The sequence below is a fragment of the Formosa sp. Hel1_31_208 genome, from assembly GCF_900104785.1.
Lineage (GTDB): Bacteria > Bacteroidota > Bacteroidia > Flavobacteriales > Flavobacteriaceae > Psychroserpens.
Window position 1 is genome coordinate 1,279,652 of the sequence record NZ_LT629733.1, and the last position, 14,400, is coordinate 1,294,051.

At 34.2% G+C, this 14,400-nt stretch carries 16 protein-coding genes and 4 tRNA genes; 18 read left to right on the forward strand and 2 right to left on the reverse strand.

Annotated elements, in window-relative coordinates:
* The first annotated feature begins 21 nt into the window (after positions 1 to 21).
* Positions 22 to 780, forward strand: coding sequence for a peroxide stress protein YaaA (gene yaaA, locus BLT57_RS05620; RefSeq protein ID WP_091423427.1), 759 nt, complete (start codon positions 22 to 24; stop codon positions 778 to 780).
* On the opposite strand, the gene BLT57_RS05625 is transcribed toward yaaA, so the two are convergent.
* Positions 781 to 906, reverse strand: coding sequence for a 30S ribosomal protein THX (locus tag BLT57_RS05625; RefSeq protein WP_091423428.1), 126 nt, complete (start codon positions 904 to 906; stop codon positions 781 to 783).
* Positions 907 to 993: 87 nt separating this feature from the next.
* On the opposite strand from BLT57_RS05625, the gene BLT57_RS05630 reads away from it, so the two are divergent.
* Both BLT57_RS05630 and BLT57_RS05635 read left to right on the forward strand, forming a co-directional pair.
* A complete protein-coding gene (locus BLT57_RS05630; protein ID WP_091423430.1) occupies positions 994 to 1,716 on the forward strand; it encodes a tetratricopeptide repeat protein in 723 nt (240 codons plus the stop codon).
* The gene (locus BLT57_RS05635; protein WP_091423432.1) at positions 1,717 to 2,370 is read left to right on the forward strand and encodes a uracil-DNA glycosylase family protein; all 654 of its coding nucleotides are present in this window, start codon (positions 1,717 to 1,719) and stop codon (positions 2,368 to 2,370) included.
* A 142-nt stretch (positions 2,371 to 2,512) separates the two neighbouring features.
* Here the strand turns inward: BLT57_RS05635 and BLT57_RS05640 are convergent, their stop codons facing one another.
* Positions 2,513 to 2,986 (reverse strand): DUF1572 domain-containing protein, encoded by a 474-nt coding sequence (locus tag BLT57_RS05640; RefSeq protein WP_091423433.1) that lies wholly within the window; start codon positions 2,984 to 2,986, stop codon positions 2,513 to 2,515.
* 81 nt (positions 2,987 to 3,067) lie between these two features.
* Here BLT57_RS05640 and BLT57_RS05645 point away from each other — a divergent pair, with 81 nt between their 5' ends.
* From BLT57_RS05645 to tuf, 15 genes are all read left to right on the forward strand, one after another.
* Positions 3,068 to 4,339 carry a DUF2851 family protein gene (locus BLT57_RS05645; RefSeq protein WP_091423435.1) on the forward strand — a complete coding sequence of 424 codons (1,272 nt, stop codon included), beginning with the start codon at positions 3,068 to 3,070 and terminating at the stop codon, positions 4,337 to 4,339.
* Between the two features lie 15 nt (positions 4,340 to 4,354).
* The gene (locus BLT57_RS05650) at positions 4,355 to 4,582 is read left to right on the forward strand and encodes a PspC domain-containing protein (RefSeq protein ID WP_091423437.1); all 228 of its coding nucleotides are present in this window, start codon (positions 4,355 to 4,357) and stop codon (positions 4,580 to 4,582) included.
* Positions 4,583 to 4,588: 6 nt separating this feature from the next.
* Positions 4,589 to 5,608: a TrkA family potassium uptake protein gene (locus BLT57_RS05655; RefSeq protein WP_091423439.1), complete on the forward strand. Its 1,020-nt coding sequence runs from the start codon at positions 4,589 to 4,591 to the stop codon at positions 5,606 to 5,608.
* A 99-nt stretch (positions 5,609 to 5,707) separates the two neighbouring features.
* Positions 5,708 to 7,303: a sodium:alanine symporter family protein gene (locus BLT57_RS05660; RefSeq protein WP_091423441.1), complete on the forward strand. Its 1,596-nt coding sequence runs from the start codon at positions 5,708 to 5,710 to the stop codon at positions 7,301 to 7,303.
* A 32-nt stretch (positions 7,304 to 7,335) separates the two neighbouring features.
* Positions 7,336 to 8,187 carry a helix-hairpin-helix domain-containing protein gene (locus BLT57_RS05665; RefSeq protein ID WP_231928772.1) on the forward strand — a complete coding sequence of 284 codons (852 nt, stop codon included), beginning with the start codon at positions 7,336 to 7,338 and terminating at the stop codon, positions 8,185 to 8,187.
* Positions 8,188 to 8,209: 22 nt separating this feature from the next.
* Positions 8,210 to 9,376: an acyl-CoA dehydrogenase family protein gene (locus BLT57_RS05670; RefSeq protein ID WP_091423444.1), complete on the forward strand. Its 1,167-nt coding sequence runs from the start codon at positions 8,210 to 8,212 to the stop codon at positions 9,374 to 9,376.
* A 73-nt stretch (positions 9,377 to 9,449) separates the two neighbouring features.
* The gene (locus BLT57_RS05675; protein ID WP_231928773.1) at positions 9,450 to 10,862 is read left to right on the forward strand and encodes a carboxypeptidase-like regulatory domain-containing protein; all 1,413 of its coding nucleotides are present in this window, start codon (positions 9,450 to 9,452) and stop codon (positions 10,860 to 10,862) included.
* Between the two features lie 87 nt (positions 10,863 to 10,949).
* Positions 10,950 to 11,144, forward strand: coding sequence for a 30S ribosomal protein S21 (gene rpsU, locus BLT57_RS05680; protein WP_091423450.1), 195 nt, complete (start codon positions 10,950 to 10,952; stop codon positions 11,142 to 11,144).
* Positions 11,145 to 11,265: 121 nt separating this feature from the next.
* Complete coding sequence (locus BLT57_RS05685; protein ID WP_091423452.1) at positions 11,266 to 12,156, forward strand: tyrosine-type recombinase/integrase; 891 nt, start codon at positions 11,266 to 11,268, stop codon at positions 12,154 to 12,156.
* Positions 12,157 to 12,183: 27 nt separating this feature from the next.
* Complete coding sequence (hpf, locus tag BLT57_RS05690; protein ID WP_091423454.1) at positions 12,184 to 12,486, forward strand: ribosome hibernation-promoting factor, HPF/YfiA family; 303 nt, start codon at positions 12,184 to 12,186, stop codon at positions 12,484 to 12,486.
* Positions 12,487 to 12,599: 113 nt separating this feature from the next.
* A tRNA-Thr gene (locus tag BLT57_RS05695) sits at positions 12,600 to 12,673 on the forward strand.
* Between the two features lie 53 nt (positions 12,674 to 12,726).
* A tRNA-Tyr gene (locus BLT57_RS05700) sits at positions 12,727 to 12,808 on the forward strand.
* Positions 12,809 to 12,900: 92 nt separating this feature from the next.
* Positions 12,901 to 12,973, forward strand: a tRNA-Gly gene (locus BLT57_RS05705).
* Positions 12,974 to 13,040: 67 nt separating this feature from the next.
* Positions 13,041 to 13,112 (forward strand) — tRNA-Thr (locus tag BLT57_RS05710).
* A gap of 61 nt (positions 13,113 to 13,173) precedes the next feature.
* Complete coding sequence (gene tuf / locus BLT57_RS05715) at positions 13,174 to 14,361, forward strand: elongation factor Tu (RefSeq protein WP_091423457.1); 1,188 nt, start codon at positions 13,174 to 13,176, stop codon at positions 14,359 to 14,361.
* The last annotated feature ends 39 nt before the right edge of the window (positions 14,362 to 14,400 follow it).

Consider the following 14,400-nt stretch of genomic DNA (forward strand, 5'->3'; position numbering starts at 1 on the left):
TGAAATAAAATATTTCGATAGATGAAACTCGTATTATCACCGGCAAAATCTTTAGACTACGATAGCAAAATTCCAACAACTAAAAACAGTGAAGCTTGTTTTTTAAATGAGGCAGATCGTTTAAATAAATTACTAAAAAAGAAATCGGCTAAAAGCTTATCGAAGCTCATGCATATTTCTAATAATTTAGGTCAATTAAACTATGAGCGCAATCAAGAATGGAGTTTGCCTTTTAATCAAGAAAATGCAAGGCCTGCAGTCTATGCCTTTAGCGGCGATGTATATAGAGGTTTAGATGCCTATTCTATCGATACTAAGAAATTGGAGATACTCCAAAATACCGTTCGTATCATTTCTGGATTATATGGAATATTAAAACCTTTAGATTTGATCCAGCCTTACCGATTAGAAATGGGTACGAAATTTCCGGTAGGTAAAAACAAAAACTTGTACGAGTTCTGGAAAAAGCAAGTGACTCAATCTTTAAATGATGAATTAGAAGATGATGAGCTCTTTCTTAATTTAGCGAGTAATGAATATTTTAAGGCCATCGATACTAAAGCCTTGAAAGTACCTGTGATTAATGTGAAGTTTCAAGAACTTAAAAACGGTCAATACAAAACTATAGGCATCTTCTCTAAACTCGCAAGAGGTTTAATGACAAGATATATCATTGATACCAATGCTAAGACTATTGAAGATATTAAAGGGTTTGATGCTGAAAACTACCGATACACAGAAGCGTTATCAACAGATAAAGAATTAGTGTTTACCAGATAATCACTTCTTTAAATTGGGATTGATCTTGTCTTCAGTTTTAGGTCGTTTTTTGATACGTGGTCGTCTTACGCCATAAGACCCTCGATTTATTTTTCCTCGTTTTGATTTTTTATCGCCTTTTCCCATGTCATTGTCATTTCTTGATTATGCTTAATTTAATGAATAATTGAGACTTTACTTTAGTATTTTTAGCCTTTAATCTTAATTTAACACATGGCCTATTATTTTATTATTGCGTTGCAAGTATATTGTATATACCATTTAATTAAAAACGGAAATACCTATTATTGGATCTTTCTTATTATTTTCTTGCCATTGATAGGTTGTATTGTTTACCTCATTACGCAAGTGTATAATAAGCGTGATGTCGTAAAAATACAGGAGGAGCTCACAACAATTATTAATCCGACGAAAAAAGTTAGAGATCTCGAGCAAACTTTAGAATTTTCTCAAACTTTTCAGAACAGAGTCAATTTGGCTGACGCTTTTTATGATATCAAAGACTTTACCAGTGCTATTATGCATTATGAAGCAGCTATTGCCAAAGATTTTCATGATGATTTACATGTCATATTTCAGTTAATAAAGGCATATTACTTTAATGATGATTATAAAAAGGTTATTTCATACGCGGAAAAGGTAAAAACTCGACCCGATTTTAAAGGTTCGAAAGTGCAGTTTTTTTATGGATTGTCTTTAGTTAAATTAGGCAAAACTGAAGAAGCAGAACCACATTTACAGGCGATAGATCAGCGGTATTCTAACTATGATGAACGCTTAGTGTTGGCTCAATTTTTAATAAGTCAGAATAGATTTGAAGCCGCGAAGGACCTTCTCAATGAAATCTACACCGAATCACAGTACATGACACCTGTCAATAGAAAGAAATACAGAGCTACTATAAGAGAGGTTGAAGAGCTATTAAAAACGATGTGATTGTTTTTACATGAACATCCATATCGGCCATTTATTCAAAGTAATACCACCAAACTCATTGTAGGTACTATGCCACCTCCACGATTTAGTACAGGAGATTTACTTGCGAAAGATGTCGATTTTTGCTATGGTAGTTATTATAACTCGTTATGGCTATACATTGACGAGATTCACCAATTGGGTTTACGCTACGATAATTCCAAAGATGCTATATGCCAACGTAAAGATTTTTTAAAACAGCACAAGATTGGAGTTTGTGATATTGTAGAATCTGCAGTGCGCAAAAAGATAGACGCCTCAGATTTAGGGATGACCAATATAATTTTAAGAGATATTATAGGATATTTAAAACGTTTCCCAAACATTGATACCTTATTATTCACAGGGGGGAATAGTAAAAACGGTCCAGAATATTTCTTTAGAAGACATTTAAAAACGTATAAACTTAGTTTAGAATTGGTCTCTAATGAGGTGCCAAGGGTTCATAAGTTTTCTGTGGAAGATCGAATAATCAAAACTGTTTCCTTAACGTCTAGTTCAGGAGCTGCAAATATATCTATCAGCCGACAGCCACTTTACCAGCAACTCAATGCCAAGAACCCCAGTTTCAACACCTTTGATTTTAGAGTGCTTCAGTATCGGGAGTTTTTATAATAGCCATAAAAAGATTTAATTTTTTGTTTGACGTGCTTTAAACTTTAATTGAATTTATATTTAGTCTTTGAGTCGCTCTAATCTCCTTTTCAAAACCTTCTTCAATATATCTTGTATTTCAGCTATTACATCTTTGACTTTTTTAGCTGTTGTTTGTTCTTAGAAGCTTCTTAATGACTGCGATTTGGCCTAAATGATAATGTGTATGCTCAATAATTCCATTGATATTACTAAAATAATTGCCGTATTTGGCATCTACAAAATCCTCCCAGATTTGAGATTCAGGAATCGCTTCAATATGTTGTGCCAAGGTTTCAGCATTTTTATAAATAGTATCCAACATGTGCCGCCAATCCGCACCAGAAGATATGCTTGGATGGTTGTAACTAAACTTATCTCTTATTTCTAATGGTCTGTTTTGAAATACTTCTAAAACACCAGTCACATAATAACTTACATGGTAAGTAAGTGCCAGTATGGTATTTAAGTTTTGCACTTTAGTAGTGGCCTCCTGCCAAGTGACGTCAAACAAGAGGTCTTTTAAGTTGATGCTGGTCCAATTTCCTCCAAAATGGACAGCTCTAATATGTTTAGCTAAATGGGCAGATACACTCATGGTAATATGTTTTTCCAATACCCAAAAATAATACTTTAATTTGCTTTAGAGCTTTATGTAGAAAATTTACTATATTTGTATATGATAGAAGATTTTCTACATTACATTTGGTTATATAAAAAGTTTGATGTTCTCCATATCACAACCACGCAGCAGGAACCATTGGATATACTATCTGCAGGATATCACAATCTGAATAGCGGTCCAGATTTTTTCAATGGCCTGTTGCGTATTGGAGAACAGGTTTGGGCTGGAAATATCGAAATACATATCAGATCTAGTGACTGGTATCATCATAATCATGAAATGGATGCGGCTTATGATAATGTTATTTTACATGTTGTTTATGATCACGATACTGATATTTTTAGAAAAGATAATTCCGTGATTCCTACCTTAGAACTTAAAAACTATATTTGTAAAGATCTACTCGTTGCTTATTATCGATTATTTTCCAAACACGAGCAATGGATTAATTGTGACTATGGAATTGCTGAGGTTCCTGAATTTGCATTGAAACATTGGTTAGAGCGTTTATATTTTGAACGGTTAGAGCAGAAATCGAATACTATAGATGTATTCCTGATTACAACCAAACAAGATTGGGAGGCTGTGTTATTTCGGTTACTGGCGAAAAATTTCGGACTTAAAGTCAATAGTGAAGCATTCTTAAGTATGGCTCAATCTTTTGAGTTTTCTATAGTAAGAAAAGTGCAATCCGATTCCCAATTATTAGAAGCTTTACTTTTAGGTCAATCTGGAGTGTTGGAAAAAGAAAAGATAAATCCCTATTATAAAAAACTTCAAAAGGACTATAGATTCCTAAAGCAAAAATTTCAGTTAAATAATCAAGGTGTCGAAACATCCCGCTTTTTTAGGTTACGACCACCAAACTTCCCTACTATACGCTTATCACAGCTGGCTAATTTGTATTATAAAGAACCTAATTTGTTTTCAAAAGTCATATTGATAGAGGAGCTTTCAGAGTTTTACGAGCTGTTTAAAGTATCTGCTTCAATGTTTTGGAAGACACATTATTCTTTTGATAAAGAATCAAAAGCGTCTCATAAATATTTGACAACTCCGTTTATTGACCTTTTATTAATAAATACGATTTTACCTTTAAAATTTTATTACGCCAAACAAAAAGGAGACGTCAATCATGAAAATCTCATAAAAATTATTAGTGCAATCCATTCAGAAAAGAATAGTATCATAAAAGGATTTGATCGTTTAGGGGTTTATTCAGATTCTGCAATGCATTCACAAGCTTTAATTCAACTCAAAACAAACTATTGTGATAAAAATAAGTGTTTAAAATGTGTGATAGGTAATACGCTTTTAAATAAATAAATTTTAACTTGCAGTATGAAATGGTTTTATGAAATTCTATTGTACTTTCAAAAACGCGGCTATTATGTCTGCCAGCGTGTAGCTGATCGTTTAGGCATACGAGCAAAAGTGGTACGTACATCTTTTATGTACCTTACTTTTGTGACTTTAGGGTTTGGCTTTGCCCTGTATTTATTCATGGCCTTTTGGATTCGAATTAAAGATATTATGTATACTAAACGCTCTTCTGTTTTTGATCTTTAATCCATTATGAATCCACTAATTAAATTATTTCGCGAAAAAATATATATAGCAGTCATATTGTTGATAGTGCTTTTAATGATAGGAGTCTTTGGTTTTCGATTTATGTCTGACTATTCTTGGGTCGATTCCTTGTACATGACTGTAATTACGGTAACTACAGTTGGTTTTGGAGAAGTACATCCTTTAGATGACAAATCAAAAATATTTACAATATTTTTAATTTTAACTAGTGTTGTAATCTTAGGATACGCTATTAAAGTAATTACTGAATACATTTTGAGCAAGAATGATTTTGAAGAATTAAAACAAAGAAAGATGCAAAAGAAAATAGACAGCCTAAAAAATCACATTATTATATGTGGTTATGGAAGAAATGGAAAGCAAGCTGCGCAGAAACTTTTAGCGTATAAGAAGCCCTTTGTGGTTATTGAAAAAAATAAAGAAACCATTGATAAATTTCAAAGTGAATTAGTGCCATTTATTTTAGGTAATGCTAACGAAGATGAAATCCTGTATCAAGCTGGAATTGAAAGAGCCAGTACTTTAATCTCGGCCTTGCCTAATGATGCTGATAATTTGTTCGTTGTCTTGTCTGCGCGACAAATCAATGCGAATATGAACATAATTAGCAGAGCTTCCCAGGAAACTTCATACAAAAAATTAAAACTTGCTGGCGCTAACAATGTTATTTTACCAGATAGAATTGGAGGTGATCATATGGCGTCATTGGTGGTTGTGCCTGATTTAATTGAGTTCATTGATAACCTATCAATTATTGGTAAAGGCAATGTTAATATTGAAGAAGTAGCTATTGAGAAACTATTTACAACTGAAAAAATTGAAACGCTTAGGCATTTAGATCTGAGAAAAAAAACAGGTTGTAATGTTATTGGATACAAAAATGAAATTGGTGAGTATATCGTTAATCCAGGTGCAGATATGCAATTAAAACCCAATTCGAAAATAATTGTATTAGGACGCCCAGAGCAAATTGAGAAATTAAATTCACTTTACGACATCGTATAGCCTTAAGTTCATTTTAACAAGCTGTGCTTTAAAAAGTGATTTTTTTTTAGCATCTTGTGCGCTAATTAAAAAAAACTAACTAATATAAATAATTCACTTATGAAGAAATATCTTCTTTCAATGTTTACGATTATTTTACCATTAATCACCTTTGCTCAAGAGGCCACTGAAGTCGGTCTCGACGAAAAGATTGATAAGGCTTTTGGAGATGCAACAGGTTGGTTTGTCAACTTTATTTTTTATCAAATAGATTTTGGTGGAGATGTGAAAGTATTCTGGGTATTGTTTCCGTTAATTATCGGAGCAACCTATTTTACATTTTACTTTAAGTTTATCACTTTTAGAGGCTTTTTTACCTCAATAAACATTGTTAGAGGAAAATATGATGAAATTGATCATCATGAATCCATGGTGATGGCTGGTGATTCTACTCCTGGAGGAGATGCTATTGAAACCATTGCTATAGAGGGACATGATGGAGAGGTATCACATTTTCAGGCATTAACAGCAGCTTTATCGGCGACTGTAGGTTTGGGAAATATTGCAGGTGTTGCAATAGCCGTATCTATTGGTGGTGCAGGAGCTACCTTCTGGATGATTATTGCTGGTCTTCTTGGTATGGCTTCTAAATTTGTAGAATGCACCCTTGGTGTAAAATATAGAGATATCAATGAAGATGGAACCGTTTATGGAGGCCCGATGTATTACTTAACTAAAGGTTTAAAGTCAAAAGGTCTTGAAGGTCTAGGTAAAGTTCTAGCGGTGCTTTTTGCCATTTTTGTGATCGGTGGATCTTTTGGTGGTGGGAACATGTTCCAAGTTAATCAAGCCTTTCAATTAGTGGAAAATATTACTGGTGGAACAGAATCCTTTCTTCATGGTTATGGATTGGCCTTCGGTTTAGTCATGGCAATTCTAGTTGGTATTGTGATCATTGGAGGAATTAAATCTATCGCGAAAGTAACCGATAAAATCGTGCCCTTTATGGTCGTGATATATGTGACGGCCTCATTATTTGTGATTTTCGCCAACTATGATATGATAGGTGATGCTTTCGCACAAATATTTAATGGAGCTTTTAGTCCTGAAGGTGTTGCAGGTGGAGCTGTTGGTGTATTAGTTCAAGGATTTAGACGTGCTGCTTTCTCAAATGAAGCTGGTATTGGTTCGGCATCGATAGCACATTCAGCTGTGAAAACAAAATATGCGGCAAGTGAAGGTATGGTAGCCTTATTAGAACCGTTCATTGATACAGTTTTAGTATGTACTATGACTGCTTTGGTATTGATTATAACAGGAAATGTTACTGCGGCTAATGCCTCTTTAAATGATGCAGAAGCGATATTGTTAACCTCTGGTGCCTTTGAATCAGCGATCTCATGGTTCCCATACGTATTAACCGTTGCTGTAGTCTTGTTTGCATTTAGTTCTATGATATCTTGGTCTTATTATGGTTTCCAAGGATGGTCTTACCTATTTGGTCGTTCAAAGAAAATGGAATACACTTATAAGGTGATTTTCTGTTTGTTTGTCATCGTTGGTGCCGCTGCAAGTCTTGGTTCAGTCATCGGCTTTTCCGATGCTATGATTTTTGCTATGATGGTACCAAATATGATTGGTCTAGTGATTCTAGCACCAAAAGTAAAAGCAGAACTGAATAGGTATCTCAAAGCAATAAAGACGAAAAAAGAATAAATTTAGTTATGATAAAATTTAAATCCCACTTTATGTTTACAAAACAACAACGAGGTGGGATTTTTTTATTGATTGTCGTCATTATAGTTCTGCAAAGTGTGTATTATTTTGTAGACTTTTCTTCCGAAAATTATAATGTAAATCAAAAGGCATTGGCACAATTTGAAGCAGAGGTCGATTCTTTAAGCGTTCTGAAACGACTGGATAACCTGCCTAAAATATATCCTTTTAATCCAAATTATATAACCGACTATAAAGGGTATACCTTAGGATTGTCAGCTTCGGAAATAGATAGGTTGCATGACTATAGAAAAACTAACAAGTGGGTGAATTCAGCCAAAGAATTTCAGAGTGTAACTCAAATATCTGATTCACTCTTAGAACAAATAGCACCTTATTTTAAGTTTCCTGAATGGGTAACTAATCCTAAGCCAAATTACAGGTCTCAATATGCAACGGAGTCAATACCTAAAAAATATGAGCAGAAAAATGATCTTAATACAGCTACAGCAACTCAATTACAGCGCGTTAACGGTATTGGTGAGACGTTATCAGAACGTATTGTGAATTATCGAGCGCGTTCTGGCGGGTTTGCAGCAGATGTTCAATTACAGGAGGTTTACGGACTTTCGCCTGAGGTAATAACACGTGTGTTGGCCGAATTTACCGTCAAGTCAGGTAAAACTATCACTAAAATTAATATTAATTCGGCAACGATTGACCAGTTGGTGAGTATTAAATATATTGATTACGAGATTGCTCATAATATCATTGAACAACGCACACTTCGAGAAGGGTTTAAATCATTTGAGGAATTAACAAAAGTTAAAGATTTTCCCGTTAAAAAAAGTGAGATAATTGCGTTATATTTGACCTTCGAATAAAGAACAATAAAAAAAGAAGGTTATGACGAGTATGTACTTCACCGAAGAACATGAATTATTCAGACAAAGTTTAAAAGATTTTTTGCAAAAAGAGGTCGTTCCGCATATTGATAAGTGGGAGGAAACAGGTCATATAGAACGTTTCATATGGGAGAAATTTGGAGAAATGGGATTCTTTGGATTAGCGTATCCAGAAGCTTATGGAGGTATGAATCTCGACTTGTTTTATACAGTCATCCTTCTTGAAGAACTTCAGAAAATTGATTCTGGCGGATTTGCAGCTGCAATATGGGCACATGCTTATTTAGCAATGACACATGTTAATAAAGAAGGTGATCATGATCTGAAAGAAAAATATCTAGCACCAAGTATCACAGGTGAGAAAATAGGTTGTCTTTGTATTACCGAACCTTTTGGGGGAAGTGATGTTGCAGGAATGCGAACTACAGCTGTAAAAAAAGGGGATAGCTATATAATTAACGGGTCAAAAACGTTTATTACCAATGGAGTGTTTAGCGATTATTTAGTTGTCGCAGCGAAAACAAATCCAGAACTTGGAAACAAAGGGATTAGCATTTTTATCATGGATCGTGATATACCTGGTGTATCAGCGACCAAATTAGATAAATTAGGATGGCGCGCCTCTGATACTGGAGAAATAGCATTTGATAATGTGACTATTCCAGCCTCCAATTTAATGGGAGAGGAGAATCAAGGATTTCCATATATTATGCAACATTTTGCATTAGAACGATTAATTATGGGAATTAATGCCCACGCAAGAGCAGAATACGCTTTAGACTATGCAAGAAATTACATGAGTGAAAGACAGGCTTTTGGAAAATCAATCAATAAATTTCAAGCCTTACGTCATACGTTTGCCGATTGCTACGCAGATATGCTCATGTGTAAAGAATTTAATTATGCCATCGCTAATCGTTTAGACAAAGGTGAGTATGTTGTTAAAGAAGCCACAATCTCTAAGCTGCGTTCTACTAAAATGGCTGATGAAGTGATTTATCAATGTTTACAATTTTTAGGAGGCTATGGTTACATGGAAGAATATCCTATGGCAAGATTATTGCGTGATAGTAGATTGGGGCCAATAGGCGGAGGAACCTCTGAAATCTTGCGAGAGATTATCGCAAAAATGGTAATTGATAACAAGGATTATAAACCGGCAACATAATAAACTTCGGAAGACCAGCAAGCCAAACTGTTCCGAATTATTAATAAGAACATTTAGTATGGTGATACACAACATGAAGAAATCCCTTGCTTTAGCACTGCTGCTATCCACAATTATTGGATTTTCACAAACTGAAGTAAAAAATAAAATTGTTGATTTTGGAACATTAATTCCAATAGAAAGCGCAAGTATCTATGTCAAGAATACGACAATTGGTACGGTTAGTAATGCAGATGGACGCTTTTTACTTCAAGTCCCATCAGAGTTTTCAAAAGACACCTTAATCATTTCATCTATTGGTTATAAGACCTTTAAAATACCTGTAAGTGAATTTGATAACACATCAGAAGTTTATCTAGAAGAAGATGTGGCCTCGTTAGATGAAATTTTATTAATCGCAGAAACTCGTCCAAAAACAGGTAATGACATTGTGCTTAAAGCGATTGAAAAATTAAGCGTTAATTTACCAGATTCAGCCTATATACAAAAAGGGTTTTTAAGACATAAAGAGCGTAATAAAGTGGAGTTTAAATGGCTCATTGAAAGCGCTATTACCGTATATGATTCTGGTTATACTACCAAAAGTTCAGAACATTTAAAAATTAATGTCGATGAAATGCGAAAGAGTTATGACTTGAGAGATGTGGATAGTATTTTTTCTTATGTGTCTTATAATAACCAAAATTCAAGACGAAACCGATTGAAGCCAAAAGACGTAGATAGAACTAAACTGAAAACATCGCAATTGGTTAAAGCGATTAAATGGAATGATAATCGCGTTAATGGCTTGCAAAATATTTTTCAAGGAAAATTGAATTTACTCCGAAATTCTAAGGATTCAAAAGCATTATTTGGGGATGATATTTTAGATAAACATCATTTTGAATTAGACACAATACTAGTGGATAATGATCGAAAAATTTACAAGATTAAAATAACAGATAGTACCGATTTTGTTGGCCTCGGAACTAAAGGTATATTTAATGAAGGTTATGTTGCCAATGGCTGGTTGTACATCTATTATGATAATTATGCGATTAAAAAAATAGAGTATGAACTTGTGGCTGCTTCGGATGCGCAAAAAGTACGGAGCAAACGATTATTTGATACACAGGTGAATCATAAACTGGTGATGACTTATATCGAGTATGAAGATAAAATGTATCCAAATTACATCTATTACGAAACGCCTAAATTAGTTAATGTTGGATTTAAAGCAGATGAGAAGGTGAGTGATGAAGACAAAGCACGTTACAATAAGGAAGAACGTTACTATTACACCATCCAAGAAATTTTATTTTCTGAAATCATTTTAGATAAAGAAGTGATAAAAACTGCGCTATTACAAGATTGGAATATGGATATCTTTTCTCAAAAACCGTATAACAAAGAGTTTTGGAAAAATTACAATGTACTTTTAGAAAGTGAGGAAGATGAAAAACTTATTGAAGATTTAAGTACACGAGCGTCCTTATATAAGGACTAAATAAAAACAAAATTTATTGTTGGAGATTTTAATTTAGTTTTTATATTTGCAGCCTGAAAAATTCTAAAAGAGAGGAGGTTAAGAACTATGTTAATAATTCCAGTAAAAGAAGGAGAAAATATAGATAGAGCGCTAAAACGTTTCAAGCGAAAGTTTGTAAAGACAACGATTAAGAATCAGTTGCAAGAACGTAAACAGTATACAAAACCTTCAATTGCACGTAGAGCTCAAGTTCAAAAAGCACAATACGTTCAGGGTCTCCGAGATCAAGAAACTGTATAAAACGTTTTTTTATAAGATATAAATCCTGCTATTCTAGCAGGATTTTTTTTTTGAGCATTACCAAAAAAAATCAATAAAAGATTGTATTTTTAAATCGAGACTTGATGACAATAAAATTCCTATGGCTTTTAAAGCATTTTCTGATTATCTGTTGCTAGAAAAAAATTATTCTAAGCTCACTCTTAAAGCCTACCTTAATGATTTAGAAGAGTTTCAAATATTTGCCATTTCAGAATTTAACTCCGATTCAATAAATGAGGTTCATTATAATCAAATTCGAAACTGGATTGTCGCTCTTGTAGAAAGTGGCATTACCAATAGAACTATAAATCGAAAAATTTCTTCATTAAATACGTATTATAGATTTCTATTAAAAATTAAAGCTATTGAAGTTAACCCCTTGAATAAGCATAAGGCACTCAAAGTTAACAAAAAGATTCAAGTCCCATTTTCTGAAGCTGAAATGAAGGCTGTCATGGATGCTGTGCATTCAGCCAATGATTTTGAAGGATTGCGAAACCGATTAATTATAGAGCTTTTTTATGCCACAGGAATACGGCGTATTGAATTGGTGAACTTAAAATGTTCAGATGTTGATTTTGCTAATAAAAGCTTAAAGGTATTAGGTAAACGAAATAAGGAACGGTATATCCCGTTATTGGATTCAGTAATCGATACCATAAAGTCCTATATGAAAGTACGAAATGAACTCGTAATTGTAAGCGATGATACTTACTTGTTTTTAACCAAAAAAGGGGTTAAAGTTTATGAAACTCTTGTGTACAGAATTATAAATGACTACTTTAGTATGGTATCCTCAAAGGTAAAAAGGAGTCCGCATATATTAAGGCATTCATTTGCAACTCATTTGCTAAATCAAGGAGCAAACCTAAATGCTGTAAAAGAGCTTCTTGGTCATTCAAGTTTAGCAGCGACCCAAGTCTATACACATAATAGTATAGCTGAATTAAAGAAAGTGTATACAGATGCACACCCGAGAAGTAAAAAATAATATTGTCTAACCAATAAAAGAACGATTATGAAGGTAAACACGCAATCGGTAAATTTCAATGCAGACAGAAAATTAATTGATTTCATTCAAAAGCGAATGGATAAGTTAGATTTGTTTTATGATAAGATCATTCAGGCTGATGTCTATTTAAAAGTTGAAAATACTAGCGATAAAGAAAATAAAATTTTTGAAGCAACATTAAAAGTACCAGGAGATAGCTTAATAGTTAAAAAGCAGTGTAAATCTTTTGAAGAAGGCACAGATGCGGCAGTTTCGTCATTAGAAAGGCAACTAAAAAAGCGAAAACAAAAATTAAGAACACATATCTAGTAAAATTTTCCAAAAAATGTTTTGAATAAATAAATAAATCTTTACATTTGCAGTCCGTTAGAAATAGCGGGCTTTTTTGTGGTTGAAATTTGACGAGAAAAAAGTAATAAAAAGCCGATGTAGCTCAGCTGGCTAGAGCAGCTGATTTGTAATCAGCAGGTCGTGGGTTCGAGTCCCTCCATCGGCTCTTTTTAAAGCTAATTTAAAGTGGTTTTAAAAAATTGAAATTATGAAATTATTGGGGAGATACTCAAGCGGCCAACGAGGGCAGACTGTAAATCTGCTGACTACGTCTTCGCAGGTTCGAATCCTGCTCTCCCCACGAAATTTGAAGTTGTTTTCAAATGCTTGAATTAAAAAACAACAACATTTTGACATATTGATAACCTTTAACTGGTAAAGCAGTTATAAAATGCGAGAGTAGCTCAGTTGGTAGAGCGTCAGCCTTCCAAGCTGAATGTCGCCGGTTCGAACCCGGTCTCTCGCTCTAATTAAATCAATAAAAATTGATTTAATTATTGGTAAACGTTTCTATTTAGAAAATAACCTTTAAAGCCGGTGTAGCTCAGGGGTAGAGCGTTTCCTTGGTAAGGAAGAGGTCACGAGTTCAAATCTCGTCATTGGCTCTTTTTTAAATTGAAAATTAAATTGAACACTAAATAATAATTAAGATTAAATAAATTAAACATGGCAAAGGCAACTTTCGATCGTTCAAAACCACACCTTAACATAGGTACTATTGGACACGTAGATCACGGTAAAACAACTTTAACTGCTGCTATTACTAAAGTATTAGCTGATGCAGGTTTATCTGAGGCAAGATCATTTGATCAAATTGATAACGCACCAGAAGAAAAAGAAAGAGGTATCACTATTAACACATCACACGTTGAATATGCAACAGCGAATCGTCATTACGCTCACGTTGACTGTCCAGGTCACGCGGATTACGTAAAGAACATGGTTACTGGTGCTGCTCAAATGGATGGTGCAATTTTAGTTGTAGCTGCTACAGATGGTCCAATGCCACAAACTCGTGAGCATATCCTTTTAGGTCGTCAGGTAGGTATTCCACGTATGGTTGTATTCATGAATAAAGTGGATATGGTTGATGACGAGGAATTATTAGAATTAGTAGAAATGGAAATCAGAGATTTATTATCATTCTATGAGTATGATGGAGATAATGGTCCTGTAATTGCTGGTTCTGCCTTAGGAGCACTTAATGGTGAGCAAAAATGGGTAGATACAGTAATGGAGTTAATGGAAGCTGTTGATACCTGGATCGAAGAACCGGTTCGTGATATGGATAAGCCTTTCTTAATGCCAATTGAAGATGTATTCTCAATTACTGGTCGTGGAACTGTTGCTACAGGTCGTATCGAAACTGGTGTTGCTAATACAGGTGATCCAGTTGAGATCATTGGTATGGGTGCTGAGAAATTGACATCTACGATTACTGGTATTGAAATGTTCCGTCAAATCCTTGATAGAGGAGAGGCTGGAGATAATGCAGGTATCTTATTAAGAGGTATTGAGAAATCTCAAATCTCTAGAGGTATGGTAATTACTAAGCCAGGATCTGTTACACCACACGCTAAATTTAAAGCTGAGGTTTATATCCTTAAAAAAGAAGAAGGTGGACGTCACACTCCATTTCATAATAACTATCGTCCACAGTTCTACGTACGTACAACTGATGTAACTGGAAACATTGCGCTTCCTGATGGAGTTGAAATGGTAATGCCTGGAGATAACCTTACAATCACTGTTGATTTAATTCAAACAATTGCAATGAACGTTGGTTTACGTTTCGCAATCCGTGAAGGTGGTAGAACAGTAGGTGCAGGACAGGTTACTGAAATTTTAGACTAAATATTTATTATATAAATATTAATTAAGGTGTTCCGATTT